Source organism: Verrucomicrobiota bacterium (assembly GCA_037139415.1).
Lineage (GTDB): Bacteria > Verrucomicrobiota > Verrucomicrobiia > Limisphaerales > Fontisphaeraceae > JBAXGN01.
This window is the reverse complement of sequence record JBAXGN010000049.1, coordinates 25,294-43,130: the sequence shown is the minus strand read 5'-3', so window position 1 is coordinate 43,130 and position 17,837 is coordinate 25,294. Positions and strand designations below refer to the sequence as shown.

Here is a 17,837-nt window from a genome sequence, read left to right as displayed (position 1 = left end):
ACCCGCCAATCCCCAATGGTATCAAATTATTCGGCGCAGATGCGGTGTTCTGAGCCTACAACCTCAAGCGGCTGCATTTGATGGGCGCGGGCTTAAAACTGGCCAGCGGTGGCTAAAAGGGCGAAAAGCCTCCAACGAAAGAAAAACAAGTTCCGTTCGATTGGGACGCGCTGTGACGGATGGTGTGGATGGTCAAATCCGGCACATGGCGACCTAACGTTTCCGTGATACAGGCTCCTATCCCACATTATGTCCGGGCTTCTTAAAAAAACTGCTTTTCTAAGTCCGACAGGCTGCTAGCAGATCGAGTATGTGTCGCTGACGCAGATGGACCAAATCCGGGCGGTGTTACAATAAAAAAAGCCGGGCATTGAGCCCGGCTTTGGGTTGGAGTGCCTTCCGCGTCCCTGTACGCGTAAATTTGTCGTTATGGCGCAGGCGCGCTGCCGATCCGGTAGAATCTAAAGCCATTCGTCGCCTGCACGTCTTGCAATACCTGCGGTCCCGTCACGTTCGTCACCCCGATGATGAGGTGCCACGTTCCTTCCGTCAGGCTGTCCCGGGCTTCCAGCCAGTACGCCCGGTTCAGCTCCGCCGTCACCGTCGTTTGGAACGTTGTCCCCAGCGTCAACACCATCGGGTTCTCCACCACGTATGTTACCGTCACCACCGCCGCGGTCCCAATTTGGGATAACCCGTTGTTATTCGACACAATCAGCGTATAGATACCCGCATCATTGAGCTTCAGGCTCGCCAGGCTCAGCGTCGGCGTGGTTTGGCTCGCCAACAGGTTCGTCGCATTCACGTACCAGCGGTAGGTCGCCAGATTGCAGGAGGCCGCCACACCCACCGCGACGCTGAAGTTCGTCCCTTGCAACAGCGTCACATTGGTGGTCACGATCGCCGGAGTGAACGCCGGGACGTTGAGGTCCCGCACTTCCACATAGGCCACCGCGCTGGTCACCAGGCCGACGATATTGCTGGCCACCACCTGATACGCATCCCCTTCGCTTAGGCACGTCACCACCGCGCTGGTGAAGTTGTTGCCGGTGCCCACCGGCACGGTCAGGCTCGGCAGCTTGTACCAGTAGAAGTCAATCGGCGATGTGCCACCCGTCACTGTGGCGGTGAATCCCGCCGTGTTGCCCGCATCTACCGTGTTGGTCGGCGACGGGGTGATCAGCAAGCCAAGCGCCACACTGGAGTGGTTGGTTACCACCAGGGTCACTTCCATACTATTGGTGGCCCCGTTACTATTCGTGACCGTCACGATGTATTTGCCCGAATCGCTCACTTGCAGGTTGGTTAAGGTCAGTGAGGCATTGATATTATTCGGCACGTCAAAAAGGCCATTGGTCACCACGGTATTGGTATTGTAGTACCACGTGTACACTGGGGCATGACAGCTCGCCGCCATGGTCACCGAGAGTGTGAAGTTTGAACCCGCGCCGGTGGTGTTGGTGGTTTGAACCAGATCCGTCACAAATGCCGGACGATTGGTGTCCGTCACTGCCACATAAACCGGGGCGTCACTGGTGATCACACCCAGTTCATTGCTGGCGGTAACACTGTAGTACTCCCCGTTGTTCACGCACTGGGCCACCGGGTTGGTATAGGCCGCCCCCATGAACACCATGGTATTGAAGTTTGAATTCAAGTACCAACGGATGTCTGGCGTGGTCCCCGACACAGTGGCCAGGAAGCCCACTGGATAACCCACTTCAACGTAGTTGGTGGGTGAAGGCGTAATCACTAAAACGCTGGGCCCCGTGACGGTATTGGTAATCACTAACTGGGCCGGCGCGCTCGTGGCGGAACCATATAGGTTGCTGGCCACCAACTGGTAGTACCCTGCCTGGCTCAGTTGCAGGTTGTTGAGTGTCAGGGTCAGGCTGGTAGCACCCGCCACCTGCGTATTGGTATCGAAGTACCACCGGTAATCCGGCGCCGGATAGCCCTGTGCCCCGGCAGTAAAGATCGCCGTCAGATGCGTGCCGCTGGTCTGGCTGACCGGGTCTTGGGTGATGACCGGGATGCCTTGCACCATCAGCGTGCCATTGACCGCCAACTGGTTGGTGTTCCACACCAAGCCGGTCCCCGGGGTAGCCGGGGTGATATTGGTGAATGCGCCCACATAGGCCGAGGAGGCGTCAAAGAGTTTGATGGCATCCCCGGATTGCAAGGCCGAACCGCTGAGTGCCAGATTCAACGTGCCGCCATAAGTGATGGTGGCGGCCCGCGCCAGGTCATTGGTCAGGACGTTGCCGGTCTTGTTGATTTCCATGACCGTCACCGCGCCATTGGCAATGGTCAGGGAGTTGCTGACCGTCAGGATGCCAATGGAGGCCCCCGGGCTGAGGGTGGCGCCATTTTGGATGGTCACCGGACCGTGGATGACGCCGTTACCGCCAAGGGTGGCCCCCGCGTAGGTCACCAGCGCATTGGTGTTAATGATGCCGTGAACCAGCAACGTGCCGTTGCTGACCAAGGTCAGACCGGTATAAGTGTTGGTGCCATCCAAGATCAAGGTACCGGTGCCCGTCTTCACCAGCGGAGTGCCGCCGTTAAGCTCGCCTATATTCCGCAGCGTCCCGCTCAGAAAACGATTCGTGCTGAGAGGCGAGAGAGCGGTTCCAATGAGCCCGTTGGTCGGACGCCCTTCCGGACGCAGATCCAACGTGGCACCATCAAGAATCAGTGAACTATATCCCACCCCAACCACGACATCGCCACCAAGCGTCACCGTTCCCCCTGTGAGGTTGAGGTTACCAGCGGAATAACCATTGGTGACCACTGCCGGGTAGGCAATCAGTGTCGCCATGGTGAGATTGGAACTGATAGCCATAACGCCGCCACCGAAGTTCAGGGTGCCGATGCCCAGCATGTTGGCATTGGTGGCATTGTCCAAGTAACCGAGTTCCACATTATCCACTTGGATATCGTTGGCGGCATTGGTGCCAACATTCAAGGTGCCACGCGTATTTCCCGTTCCGCCGCCGTTCACCTTTTTTCCGATGGCCAAGCTGTTCAGGCGAGCGCTGATTGTTCCGCTGGCCATATCTACCAAACCAGTGGTCGTATTGCCTGTGCCATTATTGGTGGCGATGAGCAACGCTGTCTTGTAGGGAGCCACAGTGTTGCTGAGCGTCAAATTCCCGCCGCTATTCATGTACATATAGCCACTGGTCTTGTAATGTGCTACGATCGCCAGCGGGGTAATGAGCAGGTTGGTGCCGCTGCCGAAAACCATCGTATTGGTAAGCGGAGAGCCACCAACCACGGTGCTGAAGCCCAGATAAACGTAGTTGGCCGCCGTGATGGTATTGTTGGTCGCCAGAAATACCGTCCCATCGTAATTACCCGTGCCACCCGAACTGTTATCGGTGCCCACCATGAACTGCCCGACATTAGCTGTGAAATTGGACATCGCGGCAAGGTTCACAAAGGCTGAACAGTTGTTCACATTGGGGCCGGTGCGTCCGCCCACGCGGAACAGGCTGTTGGCACCTTTACCGACCGTGAAGGTACTGCCTGCCAACGCGGTGAGGCGGGTGACGTTGGTGGTATCCAACCCCACAATCAAGTTGGTGGCGCTGACTGTGCCGCCTGCCCCGATGATCAGTGTGCTGCCGACCGTATTCGTGTAACCCACAATGAGCGCGTTGGTGGTATATCCGCCATTGGTGATGATCATGGTGCCGCCATTGACCTGCAACCCGCCACTACACAGGTTCGTACCGGTAAAGATGGTGGTACCCAGGGCGCTGGAGGCCGTGGCAAGATTGCCGAAACCGGTCAGCGTCTTCCCGTAAACGATGGTAGCGCCGTTGCTGGGCACAAAGGCCACAATGGCGTTGTTGACCACATCCACCGGCAATGCGCCACTAGCGTAGGCATAGAGCACCCCTGAACTGTTGGTGGTGGGGCCGCTCCAACTGTTCGCGCCATTGTAAAGTAACAGACTATTCCCGCCATTTTTTGTCAACGGTGAAGTGCCGCTGATGGGGCCGAAGAGACTTAAGTTGCCAATGGTGGGATTAAAGGCATTTGTGCCATCCTGCAGGATGACCGGGCCGGACCAACCGCTGGCGGTTCCAGAGACCGAGAAGGTACCGGAATGCATCGTAAGTGTGGAATTGGACACCACGCCACCCACTACGCCATTCAAGTATAATGAGGCGTTGGTCTGCACTTCGACGGGTGCGCCGCCCAAATCAACGAATACTTCCAAAGTTCCATTGCTGACGGTGATGCCATTCAGGTTAACCACCGGCCCGGTGCGAATGCCAATCCTGTTACCGCCAATCTTATCCAAGTGATGCCCGGCGCCATCCAAGCGGCCGACCACGTCATAATTATTGACAGATCCCAGTGCGGCATCGCTGCCCAGCGTGACACTCCCCACGCCATGTGACGTCAACGCGGCACCACTGTTTACAATTGCGCCATCGGTGCCCCGGCGGCCATTGATCAACACGGCCTTGGTCGTCACACTTTCCATAAAATTACCGTTCAAGTCCAATGCGGCACCGGAACTGATGGAGGCCAGATACGGCCCGGAAGGAGCACCCAGCGCATTGGAAATACCCATCTTGAGCACACCATCCTTGATCAGCGTACCGCCCGTAAAGGTATTGGTGGTGCTGAGGGTATTGGTGAACGGAGAATTTTGAATGATCAACCCCGCGCCCGTCACCATTCCTGTGCCGGTGAGAGTGTAGGGGGAGTCGGTATTGGTGAACTGAATCTGCAAAGGCGCCACATTATTGCTCAGTATCACCGTGTAGGCGATCGCCCCATTACCGAAGGTTACTGCGTCGCCCGGAGGCTCCTGATACATGGTACCACTGCCAGAGAACAGCCAGTTCGCAGTGTTGGCAACATCCCAAATCGGACTGAGCGCACCCGTCCAGGAAATACCCGAGGCATCGGTGATGAGCAGCGATACCTCACCCGGATTATCCTGTAACGTGGCTGTAACCCCGCGTGGTAGATTGCCCAGTTGCAGACCGGCAAACCCACTGCCGCCAATGGCGCCCGTGTACCGGATGAGCGGAATGGCGGCACCGGCCACAAACTGGCCGCTGAGATTAATCGTGACCGTACCGTTGACGACCAGATTGGTCGCCCAGACCGAGGCCGTGGCTGGATCAGCCGCCCAACCGGTGAAGTTCAGCGCCGCACCGCTTGCGGTCCCCAACGTCAGCGAAGTCATGGGAACGGTCTGCTCTGGACCAGAGAAACTGATCGTTAAAACTTTACCGTCGTTGACGGCAACGGCCCCGCCACCTTGGTGCGAACTCGTAATCAGCAAGGTGCCATCCGCAACCACAGTGCTACCCGAATAGGTGTTGGCACCGTACAGGCTGAGTGTCCCCGAACCAACTTTGGTAAGGCTACCCGCTCCGCTGATGGGTCCGTTGATGGCGACGTTGAATCCCTGGTCATCATTCGTGGCAGTCACGCCGCTGTTGATCGTGATGGAGCGACTGCCCGAAAGGGTGAGATTGGCTGCTTCCTGGAGCGCGCTATTGCCCGAGAAGACCAGCGGCGCTGCCGTCCCAAGCGCAGTATCCGCGTTAATATTCAGGATACCACCTGCATTGGTCGTACCGCCAGCATAGGAGTTCGTGCTGGTCAGGGTCAGCTTGCCTGCGCCAATCTTGGTCAGGCTGAGCGTGCCAAAGGTATTCTTGAGCACGCCATCGAACACCGAGGTCGTGTCCGCATCGCCAACGATGAGGTTGCCATTACCCGAGGTGTTATCCACACTACCCGCCACGGCAGTCCCAAAGCCGCTGAGCCCATTGACGGTTTCGGTAAACCCACCCAGGTCCACAAAACTGGTATTGGTAATGAGCAGGTTGCCTTTGCCGGGGCCGTTGGGAATGACCTCGGACGCCCCCAGTCGCAAGCGAGCCACGTTATTGTAAAAATGGGTGTACCCGTTCGTGCCCACAATGGTGTTACCCGTATAGTCGTTGAGCGGATTGGCAATCACATTCGTCGAACTCTCATAGGCGATCCCGAGAAAACCCGGTCCCGTGATTTTGCCATTGATGACCAAGGGACTGGTATTAAAGCCAGAGGACAGGAACCCACCGCTTGTGGTGAGATTGACGATGCGGTTGGCATGCACTACAGGGAATGTGGTACTAGCCGCATTTCTTAGGGTACCGCCCATGAACGTGATATTGGTGGTCGGCGTGGCCGGCACGGCACCAAGATTGGCGTCATTATTAATGCTGAGGTTGCCGCTCGCAAGAATGGTACCGCCAGAATAGGTGTTGGTGTAGTTACCCAGAATCGTGATATTGGTCCCGACTTTCTTGAGGGCCAACACCCCGCCGAGGCTATTGTTATTATCCATGAGACCACCGTTGAGAGTGGTGGACACGTCCGCATAACCAACGGATAGCGTATTAGTCGTATTGGCCGCGTTATTCAACACCACGCCACCTACTCCGGGGGTGGTCACGTTCACCGTCAAGCCGTTGACACTGGTGTCGAACCCATTCAAATCCAGCGTACCAAAATTCTGAATGCTCGCGGTACCGATCCCCATGGATCCGCCGTTGACCGTCACGTTAGCAATGCCGAAGCCGTAAGGAATTACCCCCGAAGCGCCCATTTTGAGTGTGCCGCCGCTGATGGTCAGACCGTTGGTCCAGTTGTTGCCGGAATTGGCCAAAACAACAGTGCCGGGCCCGGTCTTGGTCAGATTGTTGGTTCCGGTAATGATGCTGTTGATGGTCATGGTGGCACCATAAGCAGCCTCCAAGGTACCATTGGTTGCGAGGGTGATGCCGCGATTGGCAGCAATGCTGAAATTGCCACGTGCGGCTAGCAGTGTTCCAAATCCACCCGAGGTTCCGATATAACCCAAGGTTAGCTGATCGGCCACATACGTTGTCGGCACTGCACCTAGCCTACTGTCATCGTCAATCGCAAGGGTGCCGTTTTGTACCAGCGTTTTGCCACTGTAGGTGTTGTTGCCGCTCAACGCCAAAATGTTGGCGCCGCTCTTGACCAGGGTGATCGTGCCACCGCCGCTGTTCGCCCCATCCGTGATGTTGAGCGTATTGACGGAAGCCACGCCCACGCCATTGGTCAGGAACGAGGGTGTGCTGGCGCTGTTCGTAATATTACCGCTGCCCGTCATCCATACAATGGCATCACTCGCACCAGCAAGGTCAAGGGTGCCGTTCATATTCAAAACGCCCCAGTTTTTACTGTCAAGAATCTGGTCGCCGTACGTGGTGTTGCCATACTTGATGGTCGCGCCGGGCGCCACGTAGGAAACGCCAGCTAAAGCCTTCCCGCTCACAGTCTTGTTGAGCACCAACGTACCCGCCTGAACGATGGCGTGAAGACTGTTGTTATCCGTGGTGCCTCCCAAAGTGAGCGTGCCCGGACCGGCTTTGGTCAAATCGGCATAATTTCCACCGCTATTGCCAGCCACCGCCGCATTAATGGTAAGGTTTCCGTTCGGATCGTTAATTTCAATGGTACCGCCACTGCCTTGCACATCGAAAGGCCGGGCGGTAGTCGCGAGACCGGAACCGGTGTATCGGAGCGTGCCACCACGGAGATAGGTGCCGCTGGCAATGTTGGTTCCAAGGCCACTGGACGAACCCGCATCGCCAATCTGACTTACACTGAGCACACCGCCGCCGATACGGGTCAGGCCGCTGTAAACATTGGCCCCGCCCAGAACCAGTGTGCCCGGGCCGCTCTTAGTTAAATCGAGATTGGCATACGCCGAATTCGTGATGACTGAATTGACCGTCAACGTGTTGCCATTATTTGTGGAGATCATGACATGGAAGATGAGTTCTGCCACTCCGCCGTTCAGGATGCCACCGGTGATGGTGGCATTGGCATCGCCGCTGGCCAGAATACCCGCGTTGGAGACGGTGAGGTAGGTGTTTGGGGCCTGAGTCAGGGTGGGCCCATTGGTCAGGTTGAGGGTGTTGACCGTTCGAGAGGCAGTGGTCGCCGCGCTGCTGGTCAGTTTGAGATTGTTGGTGGCCCGCCAATTAGCCTCTCCCGCAGCGTCGCCAATGGAATTGAAGTCCGTATCAAGCACTGGCGCAACGGAGGTTACCACCAAGCTGATATTGGTCGTGTATTTGGCAAACTCCGTACCGCAAATCACGGACGCCGGGTTGAAGGTGCCGAACTGCTGGCCCGGTGCGGTGGTGAACACCACCAAGTTTGTGGCACTACCCGTGGTAACATTCGTGCCCAGCCCCGGAGCTACAATATTCAAGGTAGAGTTATTGTTACGGGTCCAGGAAGAGAAGGTGAGGCGGGACCGGTAATTTGCCTGAGGCGGAGCCGCCACCACCGTATTGAAGCCGTAGTTGGCTGTGAGACCACCCACAGACTCGGAGTAGTTGGTGGCACCACCACCGTCATTGGTGTAAATAAAGGTGCCAGCTTCCAGCGTAAAAGCTTTGCCATCGCCCAAACGATCCGTGTTATTCGCAGAGACCGAGTTGGAAACGACAAACGTGCTACGCCGTACAGTGATTGGGGCGTTGGTTAGGCGCCCGCCCCCGGCAAGAATCAGGCTGCCAGTATCCGGCGTGAGGCCGGGATAGGCATAAACCGTACCTGCATAGGAACCGCTGTCCGCCGTCATGATAACGTTGTTGGCATTAAACTTGCGGAAATTGCCGCCGGTGCCGCGCAGCACATTGGTAAAGGGAAGGTCATCCGAGCGGTTCAGATAAATTTCACCGCTATAGTTGGTAATATCACCCGTTCCGACCGAACCCGTGGTGCCGCCATTACCGATAATCAAGGTGCCACCGCCGTTCGCAACCGTTGTGCCTCCAGAATAGGTATTGTTACCGCTCAATACGAGCGGGTTCCCCAGCGCTTTAGTCACTGTAACCGCCCCACCGCCATTATCCGTGATACTGGCCGCGATTTCAGAACCGATGTAGGGGGCCGAATACCCGACGTTGAGTGGCAACGCCGTGCCCGTATTGCGGGTATAGATCATCAGTTCCGCCGGTGTTCCTGCCGAAATGCCAGCCGTCAACGTGCCATTCGTAATCTGGAAAATGCCCGTAGAATCACCACCAAACATCAGTGCTCCAGACGCGATGCGCAAACTGCTTCCACCCAAATCCAAAGGTAATGCGCCAGCTCGCGTCAGTGCCACCGCCGACGCCCCCAGGTTCAGACTGCTCACTGTGCGGCTGCCGGTCAACGTCTGACCGTAACCGAGCCGGACGTTATTCGTGATGTCCCATTGCGTTTCGGGAATATTCAGCGCGTAGTCGTTGGCAACCAGGATGGCTGGTGAATTCAGGTTGTTGGTGCTGACCCAACGTTGCAAATCATCACTGCCATTGTAGGCCCAGGGAATGATACCCAAGGGCACACCGGACGGTGTCAACTGCATGGCGACGTTGGTCAGGGCACCGGGATTGTTGAAGATGATGCGGGAACGCGTGTCCAATCCCAATCCAGTGCCGCTGAAATAACCCCATCCTGAACCATAGCGAACCACATTGTTAATGGTCAGCGTACAGGTTTGCCCGGCCGCCGCTTGATTCAAGTCAATCCGGCTCTGATTATTTGTGAAGATGACGGTGCCGAGCGTCTCGCTGTAATTTACACCAGCGGCCGCGTTATGGTAGAAACCCAAAACGCCGTTATCCAGAATAACCAGGGCATTATCGCTAATACGATCAGTCAGATTGCCGCCCACACTATTGTTATCAATACGAAGCGTTCTACCGTTGGCGATATAAATATTAGTGCTATTCAGCACCGTGCCATTATTGGTGAGAATCAACGTGCCGCCTTGCACCCGGGTCATCCCGTGGTAGGCATTGGCAGCCGTGAAGAAAGTGCTGCCTCCGTTATTATTGCTGACGGTGATAATGCCTCCCGAAGCCCAATTGGGATCTGTTATGTTACCACCCCAGAATGAGTTACTGCCGCCATTGCCAATGGAGAGAGTCGAATTGCTCACTGTCGAAGAGTTGTTCACGATCGCCGTGCTATCGCCATTCAAACCATCCACCGACTGCTGGGTGGTGCCGTTCAGGTCGTACGTGGCATTGGTGATATTCAGGTTGCCCTTGCCATTGCCGTTGGGAATCACGTTATTGGCCCCCGCGCGAATGGTGCCGCCCAAGAGCAGCGTATCCACCATGGCACCGGCAACCGTGTTGCCGCCATAGGTATTGGCCGCCCCCAACGTGAGGTTGCCCGCGCCGGTTTTGATCAACCCCGCGACCCCCGAGATAACATTACTCACCCCGAAATCACCCGTGCCGCCAAACACCAGCACGTTGGTGCCTGCCGCCGCACCCGACGGAGCGCTGTTGGTCAGAAACCCTTTGAACACCAGCGCGCCGCTGCCGCTGGCAACGGCGTTCAATACGGTCTGGGTGGCTTGGACAAGACCGACCGCCGACGGAGTGGCAAACGAGATCGAGTTGCTAATTGTGTTCAAAGCACTGGAACTGGAATTGCTGATGCCGTTGGTGATGAATAACGATGCCCCACCCAAGCCATATCCGCTGGTTCCCGGCCCAAACGTCAGAGACCCCACCACACGTCCGGGGGCATCATTTGAATTGGCTGGCTTTGTCACTGGGCTGATAAAACTCAGAAAGTCACCGCTGGTCAAGGCACCCTCATTCCAGTTAAGGGGATCCAGCCAAGAAGGGGTACTGCCATTGCCCGCCCAACTCCGGGGGGCGGCAAACGTCGTCAGCGCAGCACCCGCCAGCAGGATTCCTGTCAGGCAAAGAAGAGCCAGGGTTTTTAAAGAGATAGTTTGGTGTTTTGTATTCATAATCGTTTTAATTTTGGAAGGTTGTTCGGATGGTCCGGGTAAAATCATCCAGCCGCTCAGTGTGCGTGCAGACTGAGCTTTGGGACTGGCATTACCGGACCGTGTATCATATTTGTTTGGCCCTGCCTGTTTCAGCCATCAACAAACATATAACCACAGCCGCGCGGGGCACAAAATACCACCGGCTGCTGGTCTGTGACCTGTCACCAACAAAGCGTGCTATTAACGTGCCAGATTAAAAAATAACTGCAAGGTGTTTTCGGTGATTTTTTGGCGGCTTCCCGCCTATGTTTCGGCACTCGGTTTTCGGGCTGCGGATTTTGCGTTCAAGCACCCGCCTGCCGCTGTTGCCGGTAGCGGCGCGGGGTCTGCCCCACGCGTTCGTGGAAGAGGCCGTTGAAGTACTCCACATACTTGAAGCCGCATTGCTCCGCCACCGCGCTGATGCTGAAGTCCGTTTCGTGCAGCAGCGTCTTGGCGCGCTCGATTTGCACCCGCAAGATTTCCTGTTTCAGGGAGCGTCCAACGTGGCGTGTGAAACGGCGTTCCAGCAACGTGCGTGACACCGGCACGGAGCGGATCAGTTCCTCGACCTTCAACCCCTCGCACGCCCGCTCGCGAATCAGGCGGAGGATCGCGGCCACCTGGGGGTCGTCAATCGCCAGCACATCCGTCGAGCGGCGGGTGATGATTTTGACTGGCCCTAGGTAAATCGGTTTGGCGGGGGGCTTCCGGTGGCGCATCATGCCCTCCAGCAGCCGGGCAGCCTCATAGCCGATCTGCCGGGCATTCAGCAACACGCTCGATAGCGGCGGATCGCACAGATCGCACAGCACTTCATCGTTATCTATCCCCAGGACCGCAATCTCATCCGGCACGCTGATTCCTTCGCTGCGGCAGACGCTCAAGACCTGCTGCGCGCGAACATCGTTGCAAGCGAGCAAAGCGATGGGCTTGGGCAAGCTGCGCAACCACCGGCCCAGATGCGCGGCCTGCGCCATACCTTCCTGTTCCATGCGCCGGGTCAAGGCGTGCGCGAGACGGTGAGGCGCATGATAAAGGTGGCAGGTCATCCCAGCTTTGGCCGCCGCCTGCTGATAGAGTTTCTTGCGCAACTCGGAATAATACAGTCCGTCGAACCCGCAATAGGCCACCTGGCGAAAACCCCGTTGCTGCCAATATTCCATCACCATGCGGATCACCGCCGGTTCATCCGTGCGCACACTGGGCATGTCGAGCCCGGGCAGGCAATAGATCAAATCCACCGCTGGCACCCGCAAGCGTTTGATGGCCTGCGCCATCGCCGGCGTCTCCACACGCGCAATGATGCCATCCCCCTGCCAGCGCGCCAGCCACGACGGCGGCGGATCGTTCAGTTCGCGTTCCTGGTAATCCATGGACCACGGGGCATGATCGCGCACATAATGGGCAATCCCCTGCAACAAGCCCCGGCCATAAGCCCGCGCGGATTCCACCAACAACGCCACTCTGGGAATCGAGTGGGGGCATCTTGAAACGGCCTTGGATTTCTTCGTAGCCGTCGAGGTAAGGAGACGGGATCCAGAGATTTCGGATTTCGGATTTCGGATTTCTGAATTTCCAACCCCATTACTCCGACGACTACGCGGCAAGGGCGTTTTAAGTACACAGGACGCCTGAGCCGGGGGCCGTTGGCTACGGTGGTTGGAGGATGATTTTTCAGCCATGATAATGCCGACTAAAGTCCCGCTGCGGATACCTGCACAGCCAGGCTTATCTGAATATGTAATACAGCACCGTCATCGCCACAAACACCATTGCCGCCAAAAATTTATAGTTGGCTAAACCAGGCCAGCCGGGCGATTTGAGGGAATCCAGCGGATGTTCCCAATACAGTTTCTGCGGGTCTTCCCCAGCCGCTTTCGGACGCAGCAAAGTCAGCGTGATTTGCAGCCCAATGCAGAAGCAGAGCAGGTAAAACGCCATGAGCATGAACGGCGTTTCATAGAAGAACGCCGGAATAAACCCGAAGGTTTCCGGCTTCCACACATGCAGCGTCTTGAGCGTAAACACCGTCGCCCCGGTCAGAGATCCCACCCACATGGTCCACTTGGCGCTAAAGGCGGAGGCGCGCGGCCAGAAAACGCCCACGGCAAACACGCACGATATCGGCGGCGCGATATGGGCGATGATGTCGTTGATGCCGGCAAAGATGCTCTTGTAATTATCCAGCAACGGCACCAGCCCGATCCCCAGCAGGAACGCCGCCAGCGACGCCACCCGCCCGATCAACACCAGCCGATGCTCCGGTGTCGCCGGACTGAAGCGCCGGTACAGGTCATAGCTGAACAACGTTGCAATCGAATTCGAGGCGCTGGCCAGGTTGCCCATCAACGCCGCCATCAGCGCCGCCGCCATCACCCCGAACAATCCCACCGGCATCAGGTTCTTGATCATCAGCCCGTAGGTTTCCTTGGAGGTCATCACCGTGACGTTGGCGGGCAGGTTCAATTTCTTTTCCTCCAACCCGGTCATCAGGGTGATCGGTTTGCCGCCATTGGCCAGTTCCTTGGTCAAATCCAGCGCCGGCTGCCCTTCCGCATAGGTAATCTTGCGGACCTGGCCGCCCAGCGATCCGCCGCTCAGTTCGAGCTGATATTGTTTACCGGAACCCTTGCCGGCATCGGCGACCGCCTCGCTGCGCACGCGCAGTTGGACCAACCCATCCAGTTTTCCGCCCTGAATCATTGTCAGGAACATCAGGCCGGGCAGGATGAACACGAACACGGGAAAGATTTTGATCAACCCGCAGAACAACGGGCCGGTGCGCGCGTGGTTCTCGTCCTTCGCCCCCAGCACGCGCTGCACAATCGTTTGATCGGCGCACCAATACCAAATGCTCAGGGCTGGATAGCCGAGCAGCACCGCGTACCAAGGCAGGCTGGGCTCCACCGCCGAAGACCGCAGCATGGATAGTTTGGTCATATCATTGCCGGTTTGCAGTTGGGAGACCATGCCATCCCAGCCGCCCACTTTCACGTATGCCAGGCCGGTGATGATGATCGAACCGAGCAAGAGGATGACCGCCTGAATCGTCTCAGTGAGCACCACCGCCGAAAGCCCGCCCAGAATGGTGTAGATCGCGGTCAACGTGGTCAGGGTCACGATGCACACCCACTTATCAATCCCGAACACCCCGTGCAACACCAGCCAGCCGGTGGAGAGCGGAAACGCGATGTTGAAAATGATCGCCGTCACCATGGACACCCCCGCCAGCCAATCGCGGCATTGCGAGCAATAACGCTTTTCCAGAAAGTCCGGCAGCGTCGAAATCTTGGCCCGCATGTAGAACGGCACGAAGATCAGGCTCAACACAATCAGCGTATAGGCGGCCAGCCATTCAAAGTTGCCCATCAGCAGCCCCGAGTCATACCCCGCCTGCGCCAAACTCACCAGGTGCAGGCAGGAGATATTGGTGGCGAACAGCGCCAGCCCGATGGACGGCCAGCCCAGCGTGTTGCCCGCCAGGAAATAGCTGCCCGCCTCGCTCCCCTTGCGTTTCCTTAACCCCACCCACACCCCCGCGCCGACGATGCCGCCGAGGTAGAGCACAATGATGATCAGGTCAATAATGCCGATGTTTTTCATGGTATAAGATGATCGTTATGTCGCTTTTTTACGGTCTGACTTTGCATAATTTTCCCGATTTCATGGAATCGTGTCAATGTCAAAAACCATAATTAATATATGGAAAACCTCAATGACAAATCCTAGTCGGTCTGTTTGAATGAACTCATGAAATCATGCTATAAGCGAATAGTCGCCGTGCTGCCTTCCTGGCCGTCGGTGCAATCCATGTTCTTAACCCTGGCGTTCCTCCTTGCCCTGCTGGTCGCCGGCTGCCGCGGCTTGCAGCCGGGTGCAGCCACCGTGCCACCAGTTACGCTGGCCACTCCAGCCACCCCAGCTACCCCAGCCACTTCGATCGAGACCGCGAAGGCGATTGCCAACTGGCAGGCGTGGCGCTTTGGCATGTTCATCCATTGGGGGCCGGTCGCCATCAAGGGCACGGAGATTGGCTGGTCGCGCGGCGCGCAGGTGCCGATCGAGGAATACGACAACCTCTACAAGCAGTTCAACCCCACCAACTACAATGCCGACGAATGGATGCAGGTCGCCCGCGAGGCCGGCATGAAATACGTGGTGTTCACCACCAAGCACCATGACGGCTTCTGCATGTTCGATACCAAGCAGACCGACCACAACATCATGCGCTCCCCCTTTGGCCGCGACGTCGTCAAGGAACTGGCGCAGGCTGCCCGGAAAAACAAGCTGGCGTTCGGCACGTACTATTCCACGTGCGACTGGTATCATCCCGATTTCCCCCGCACCAGCCCCGGCGGCAAAGTCCGCCGCGAGACGCATAACCTGGATCGCTACGAACAATACTTGCGCGCCCAGGTCAAGGAACTGATCACCCAGTACGGCCCGCTCTGCACCCTGTGGTTCGATGTGCCCATGGAGTTCGACCGCACGCGCGGCCAGGGCGTCGTGGATTACGTGCGCTCCCTGCAACCGGACATCGTGATCAACAACCGCACCGGCGCGCCCGGCGACTTCGACACCCCCGAGCAACGCGTCGGCAAATACCAGGACTCGCGCCCCTGGGAAACCTGCATGACCATCTGCCATCAATGGGCCTGGAAGCCCGACGACACCATGAAGACGCTCGAGCAATGCCTGCAAACCCTCGTGCTCTGCGCGGGCGGCGACGGCAACCTGCTCTTCAACGTCGGGCCGACGCCCGATGGCGTCATCGAGAAACGCCAGGTCGAGCGCCTCAAGGAAATGGGCGCCTGGCTCGCCCAATACGGCCAGAGCATTTACGGCACGCGCGGCGGCCCGTGGAAACCCGCCAAAACCGTGGCCAGCACCCGCAAGGGCAATGTCATTTACCTGCACGTGATGCGCTGGGAGGGTGACAGTATCACCCTGCCCAACCTGCCGCTCAAGGTGACCTCGGCCGCGGTGCTCGGTGGCGGGACGGCCACGGTGCAACAGGACGGCGACAAACTCACCGTCACCGTGCCGCCGGCGGGCCGCAAGGAAATTGACACTATCATCAAGCTCGTCGCGGACGGCTCAGTCATGGAAGTGCCGGCCATCAAGAACACCTTCGCCGCCGAAGTCAAAGCCACCGCCTCCAACGTGTACAGGAACCAAAAAGATCAGTACGGGCCGGAGAATGCCTTCGACAACGACCCGCACACCCGCTGGGCCTCCGACGTTGACATGCGCGCCGGCTGGATCGCCGCCGACTTCGGCAAACCCCGCACCGTCAGCAAAGTGCGCCTCAGCGAAGCGGAGAGCTACACCAACCGCGTGCAAAAGTTCGAGTTCCAATACCGCGCGGAGGGCGATTGGAAGACGCTCACCACCGGCACCACCATCGGCGCCAAACTCATCCAGAGCTTCCCGCCCGTCACCGCGCAGGAATTCCGCCTGAACATCCTGGAAGCCAAAAACGGCCCCACCCTTTCCGAAATCGAACTGCTGGAGAAATAACCATGACCTCACGCGAACGCATCCTGGCCGCCGTCGAACATCGCCAGCCGGACCGGGTGCCGGTGGATTTGGGCGCCACCCCCAGCTCCGGCATCTCCGCCATCGCCTATGGCAACCTCAAACGCCACCTGGGCATCCACACCGGGCAGACCCGCCTTTACGACGTCGTGCAACAACTCGCCCAGCCGGAGGAAGAAGTCTTGCAGCGCCTCGGCGTGGACGTCCTGGACATCGGCCGCACCTTCAACACCCGCGATGCCGATTGGTACAACGTCACCCTCGCTGATGGCCAGCCCGCGCAATACCCCAAATGGTTTCATCCCGAAGTCCAGCCGGACGGCTCGGTCATCGCGCGCCTGGCCGACGGCACCGACATCGCCCACATGCCGGCGGGCGGCACCTTCTTTGACCAAAGCTGCTTCCCGTACGTGGACGGCTACCCGGATGACTTCCGCGACCTCGACCAACAGATGGCCAAAATCCTCTGGGCCGCCCTCGTGCACAGCCCGTGGGATCACGCCGGCGACCCCGGCTTTTGGGAAACCCTGCGCCAGAACGCCCTCGCCCTGCGCCAATCCTCCGATCGCGCCCTGATGATCGTCGTCGGCTGCAACCTCTTTGAATGGGGCACCTTCCTCCGCCGCATTGACAACTTCTGCATGGACCTCATCGCCGAGCCGGACCACGTCGAGGCCCTGCTGGATGCCCTGCTCGAACGGCACCTGGCCGGCCTGGCGAAAATCTGCCGCGCCGTGGGCGACACCGCAGACATCGTGCGCTTTGGCGACGACCTCGGCACCAACGGCGGCCCCTTCATGTCCCCCGCCACCTACCGCAAATTCTTCAAGCCGCGCCACACCCAGCTCTGCGCGTACATTCACAAACGCACGCGCATGAAAACCTTCCTGCACTCCTGCGGCTCCATCCGCGCGCTCCTGCCCGACCTCATCGAAGCGGGCTTCGACATCATCAACCCCGTGCAAACCAGTTGCCGGGACATGGAGCCGGAGCGGCTCAAGGCGGACTTCGGCAACGACATCTGCTTCTGGGGCGGCGGGTGCGACACCAAATCCGTGATCAACCAGGGCACTCCGGCGGAAGTCCGGGACCACGTGCGGCGCCGGTTGGAAATCTTCATGCCAGGCGGCGGCTTCGTCTTCAACACCGTACACAACATCCTCCCCGAAGTGCCCCCGCAAAACATCCTCGCCATGTTCGAGGCCATCCAGGAATTCAACGGCTGATCCCCGGAACTCAAACCAAACCCCGGAACCCATCGCTCCGGGGTTTTACTTTCTAAACCCGCTACGGTCGTCGCTGCGCTTGCAAGCCTGCGTTCACCGGGTTCAAACTCGTCCCCACCTCCCATTGCGTCGGGGGATCGCCGTCCGCGCCGGGCAGTCCCAAGGAGGCTGGAGATTCCGGTGCGTCCCGATACCCGCCGGGAGGCGGCGGGGCGCTCATTTAC

Annotated in this window: 6 protein-coding genes; 3 read left to right on the top strand and 3 right to left on the bottom strand. The window is 58.1% G+C overall.

All coding sequences use genetic code 11. The annotated features are described in order from the left end of the window. The coding region (locus WCO56_10735; protein ID MEI7730039.1) for a hypothetical protein at positions 1-217 on the top strand (217 nt) is incomplete at its 5' end. Positions 218-427: 210 nt separating this feature from the next. Here the strand turns inward: WCO56_10735 and WCO56_10730 are convergent. From WCO56_10730 to WCO56_10720, 3 genes are all read right to left on the bottom strand, one after another. Next, positions 428-10,825 (bottom strand): autotransporter-associated beta strand repeat-containing protein, encoded by a 10,398-nt coding sequence (locus tag WCO56_10730; protein ID MEI7730038.1) that lies wholly within the window; start codon positions 10,823-10,825, stop codon positions 428-430. Positions 10,826-11,151: 326 nt separating this feature from the next. Beyond that, a complete protein-coding gene (locus WCO56_10725) occupies positions 11,152-12,312 on the bottom strand; it encodes a DNA-binding transcriptional regulator (protein MEI7730037.1) in 1,161 nt (386 codons plus the stop codon). A gap of 265 nt (positions 12,313-12,577) precedes the next feature. After that, positions 12,578-14,452: a sodium/solute symporter gene (locus tag WCO56_10720; GenBank protein ID MEI7730036.1), complete on the bottom strand. Its 1,875-nt coding sequence runs from the start codon at positions 14,450-14,452 to the stop codon at positions 12,578-12,580. A 147-nt stretch (positions 14,453-14,599) separates the two neighbouring features. Here WCO56_10720 and WCO56_10715 point away from each other — a divergent pair, with 147 nt between their 5' ends. Both WCO56_10715 and WCO56_10710 read left to right on the top strand, forming a co-directional pair. Then, positions 14,600-16,369 (top strand): alpha-L-fucosidase, encoded by a 1,770-nt coding sequence (locus WCO56_10715; protein MEI7730035.1) that lies wholly within the window; start codon positions 14,600-14,602, stop codon positions 16,367-16,369. A gap of 2 nt (positions 16,370-16,371) precedes the next feature. Continuing rightward, the gene (locus WCO56_10710) at positions 16,372-17,613 is read left to right on the top strand and encodes a uroporphyrinogen decarboxylase family protein (GenBank protein MEI7730034.1); all 1,242 of its coding nucleotides are present in this window, start codon (positions 16,372-16,374) and stop codon (positions 17,611-17,613) included. Positions 17,614-17,837 lie beyond the last annotated feature (224 nt).

Bases quoted from the DNA above. Each gene is read 5' to 3' on its own strand.
- WCO56_10730 (MEI7730038.1), bottom strand. From the start codon at position 10,825: ATGAATACAAAACACCAAACTATCTCTTTAAAAACCCTGGCTCTTCTT.
- WCO56_10720 (MEI7730036.1), bottom strand. From the start codon at position 14,452: ATGAAAAACATCGGCATTATTGACCTGATCATCATTGTGCTCTACCTC.
- WCO56_10715 (MEI7730035.1), top strand. From the start codon at position 14,600: ATGAAATCATGCTATAAGCGAATAGTCGCCGTGCTGCCTTCCTGGCCG.
- WCO56_10710 (MEI7730034.1), top strand. From the start codon at position 16,372: ATGACCTCACGCGAACGCATCCTGGCCGCCGTCGAACATCGCCAGCCG.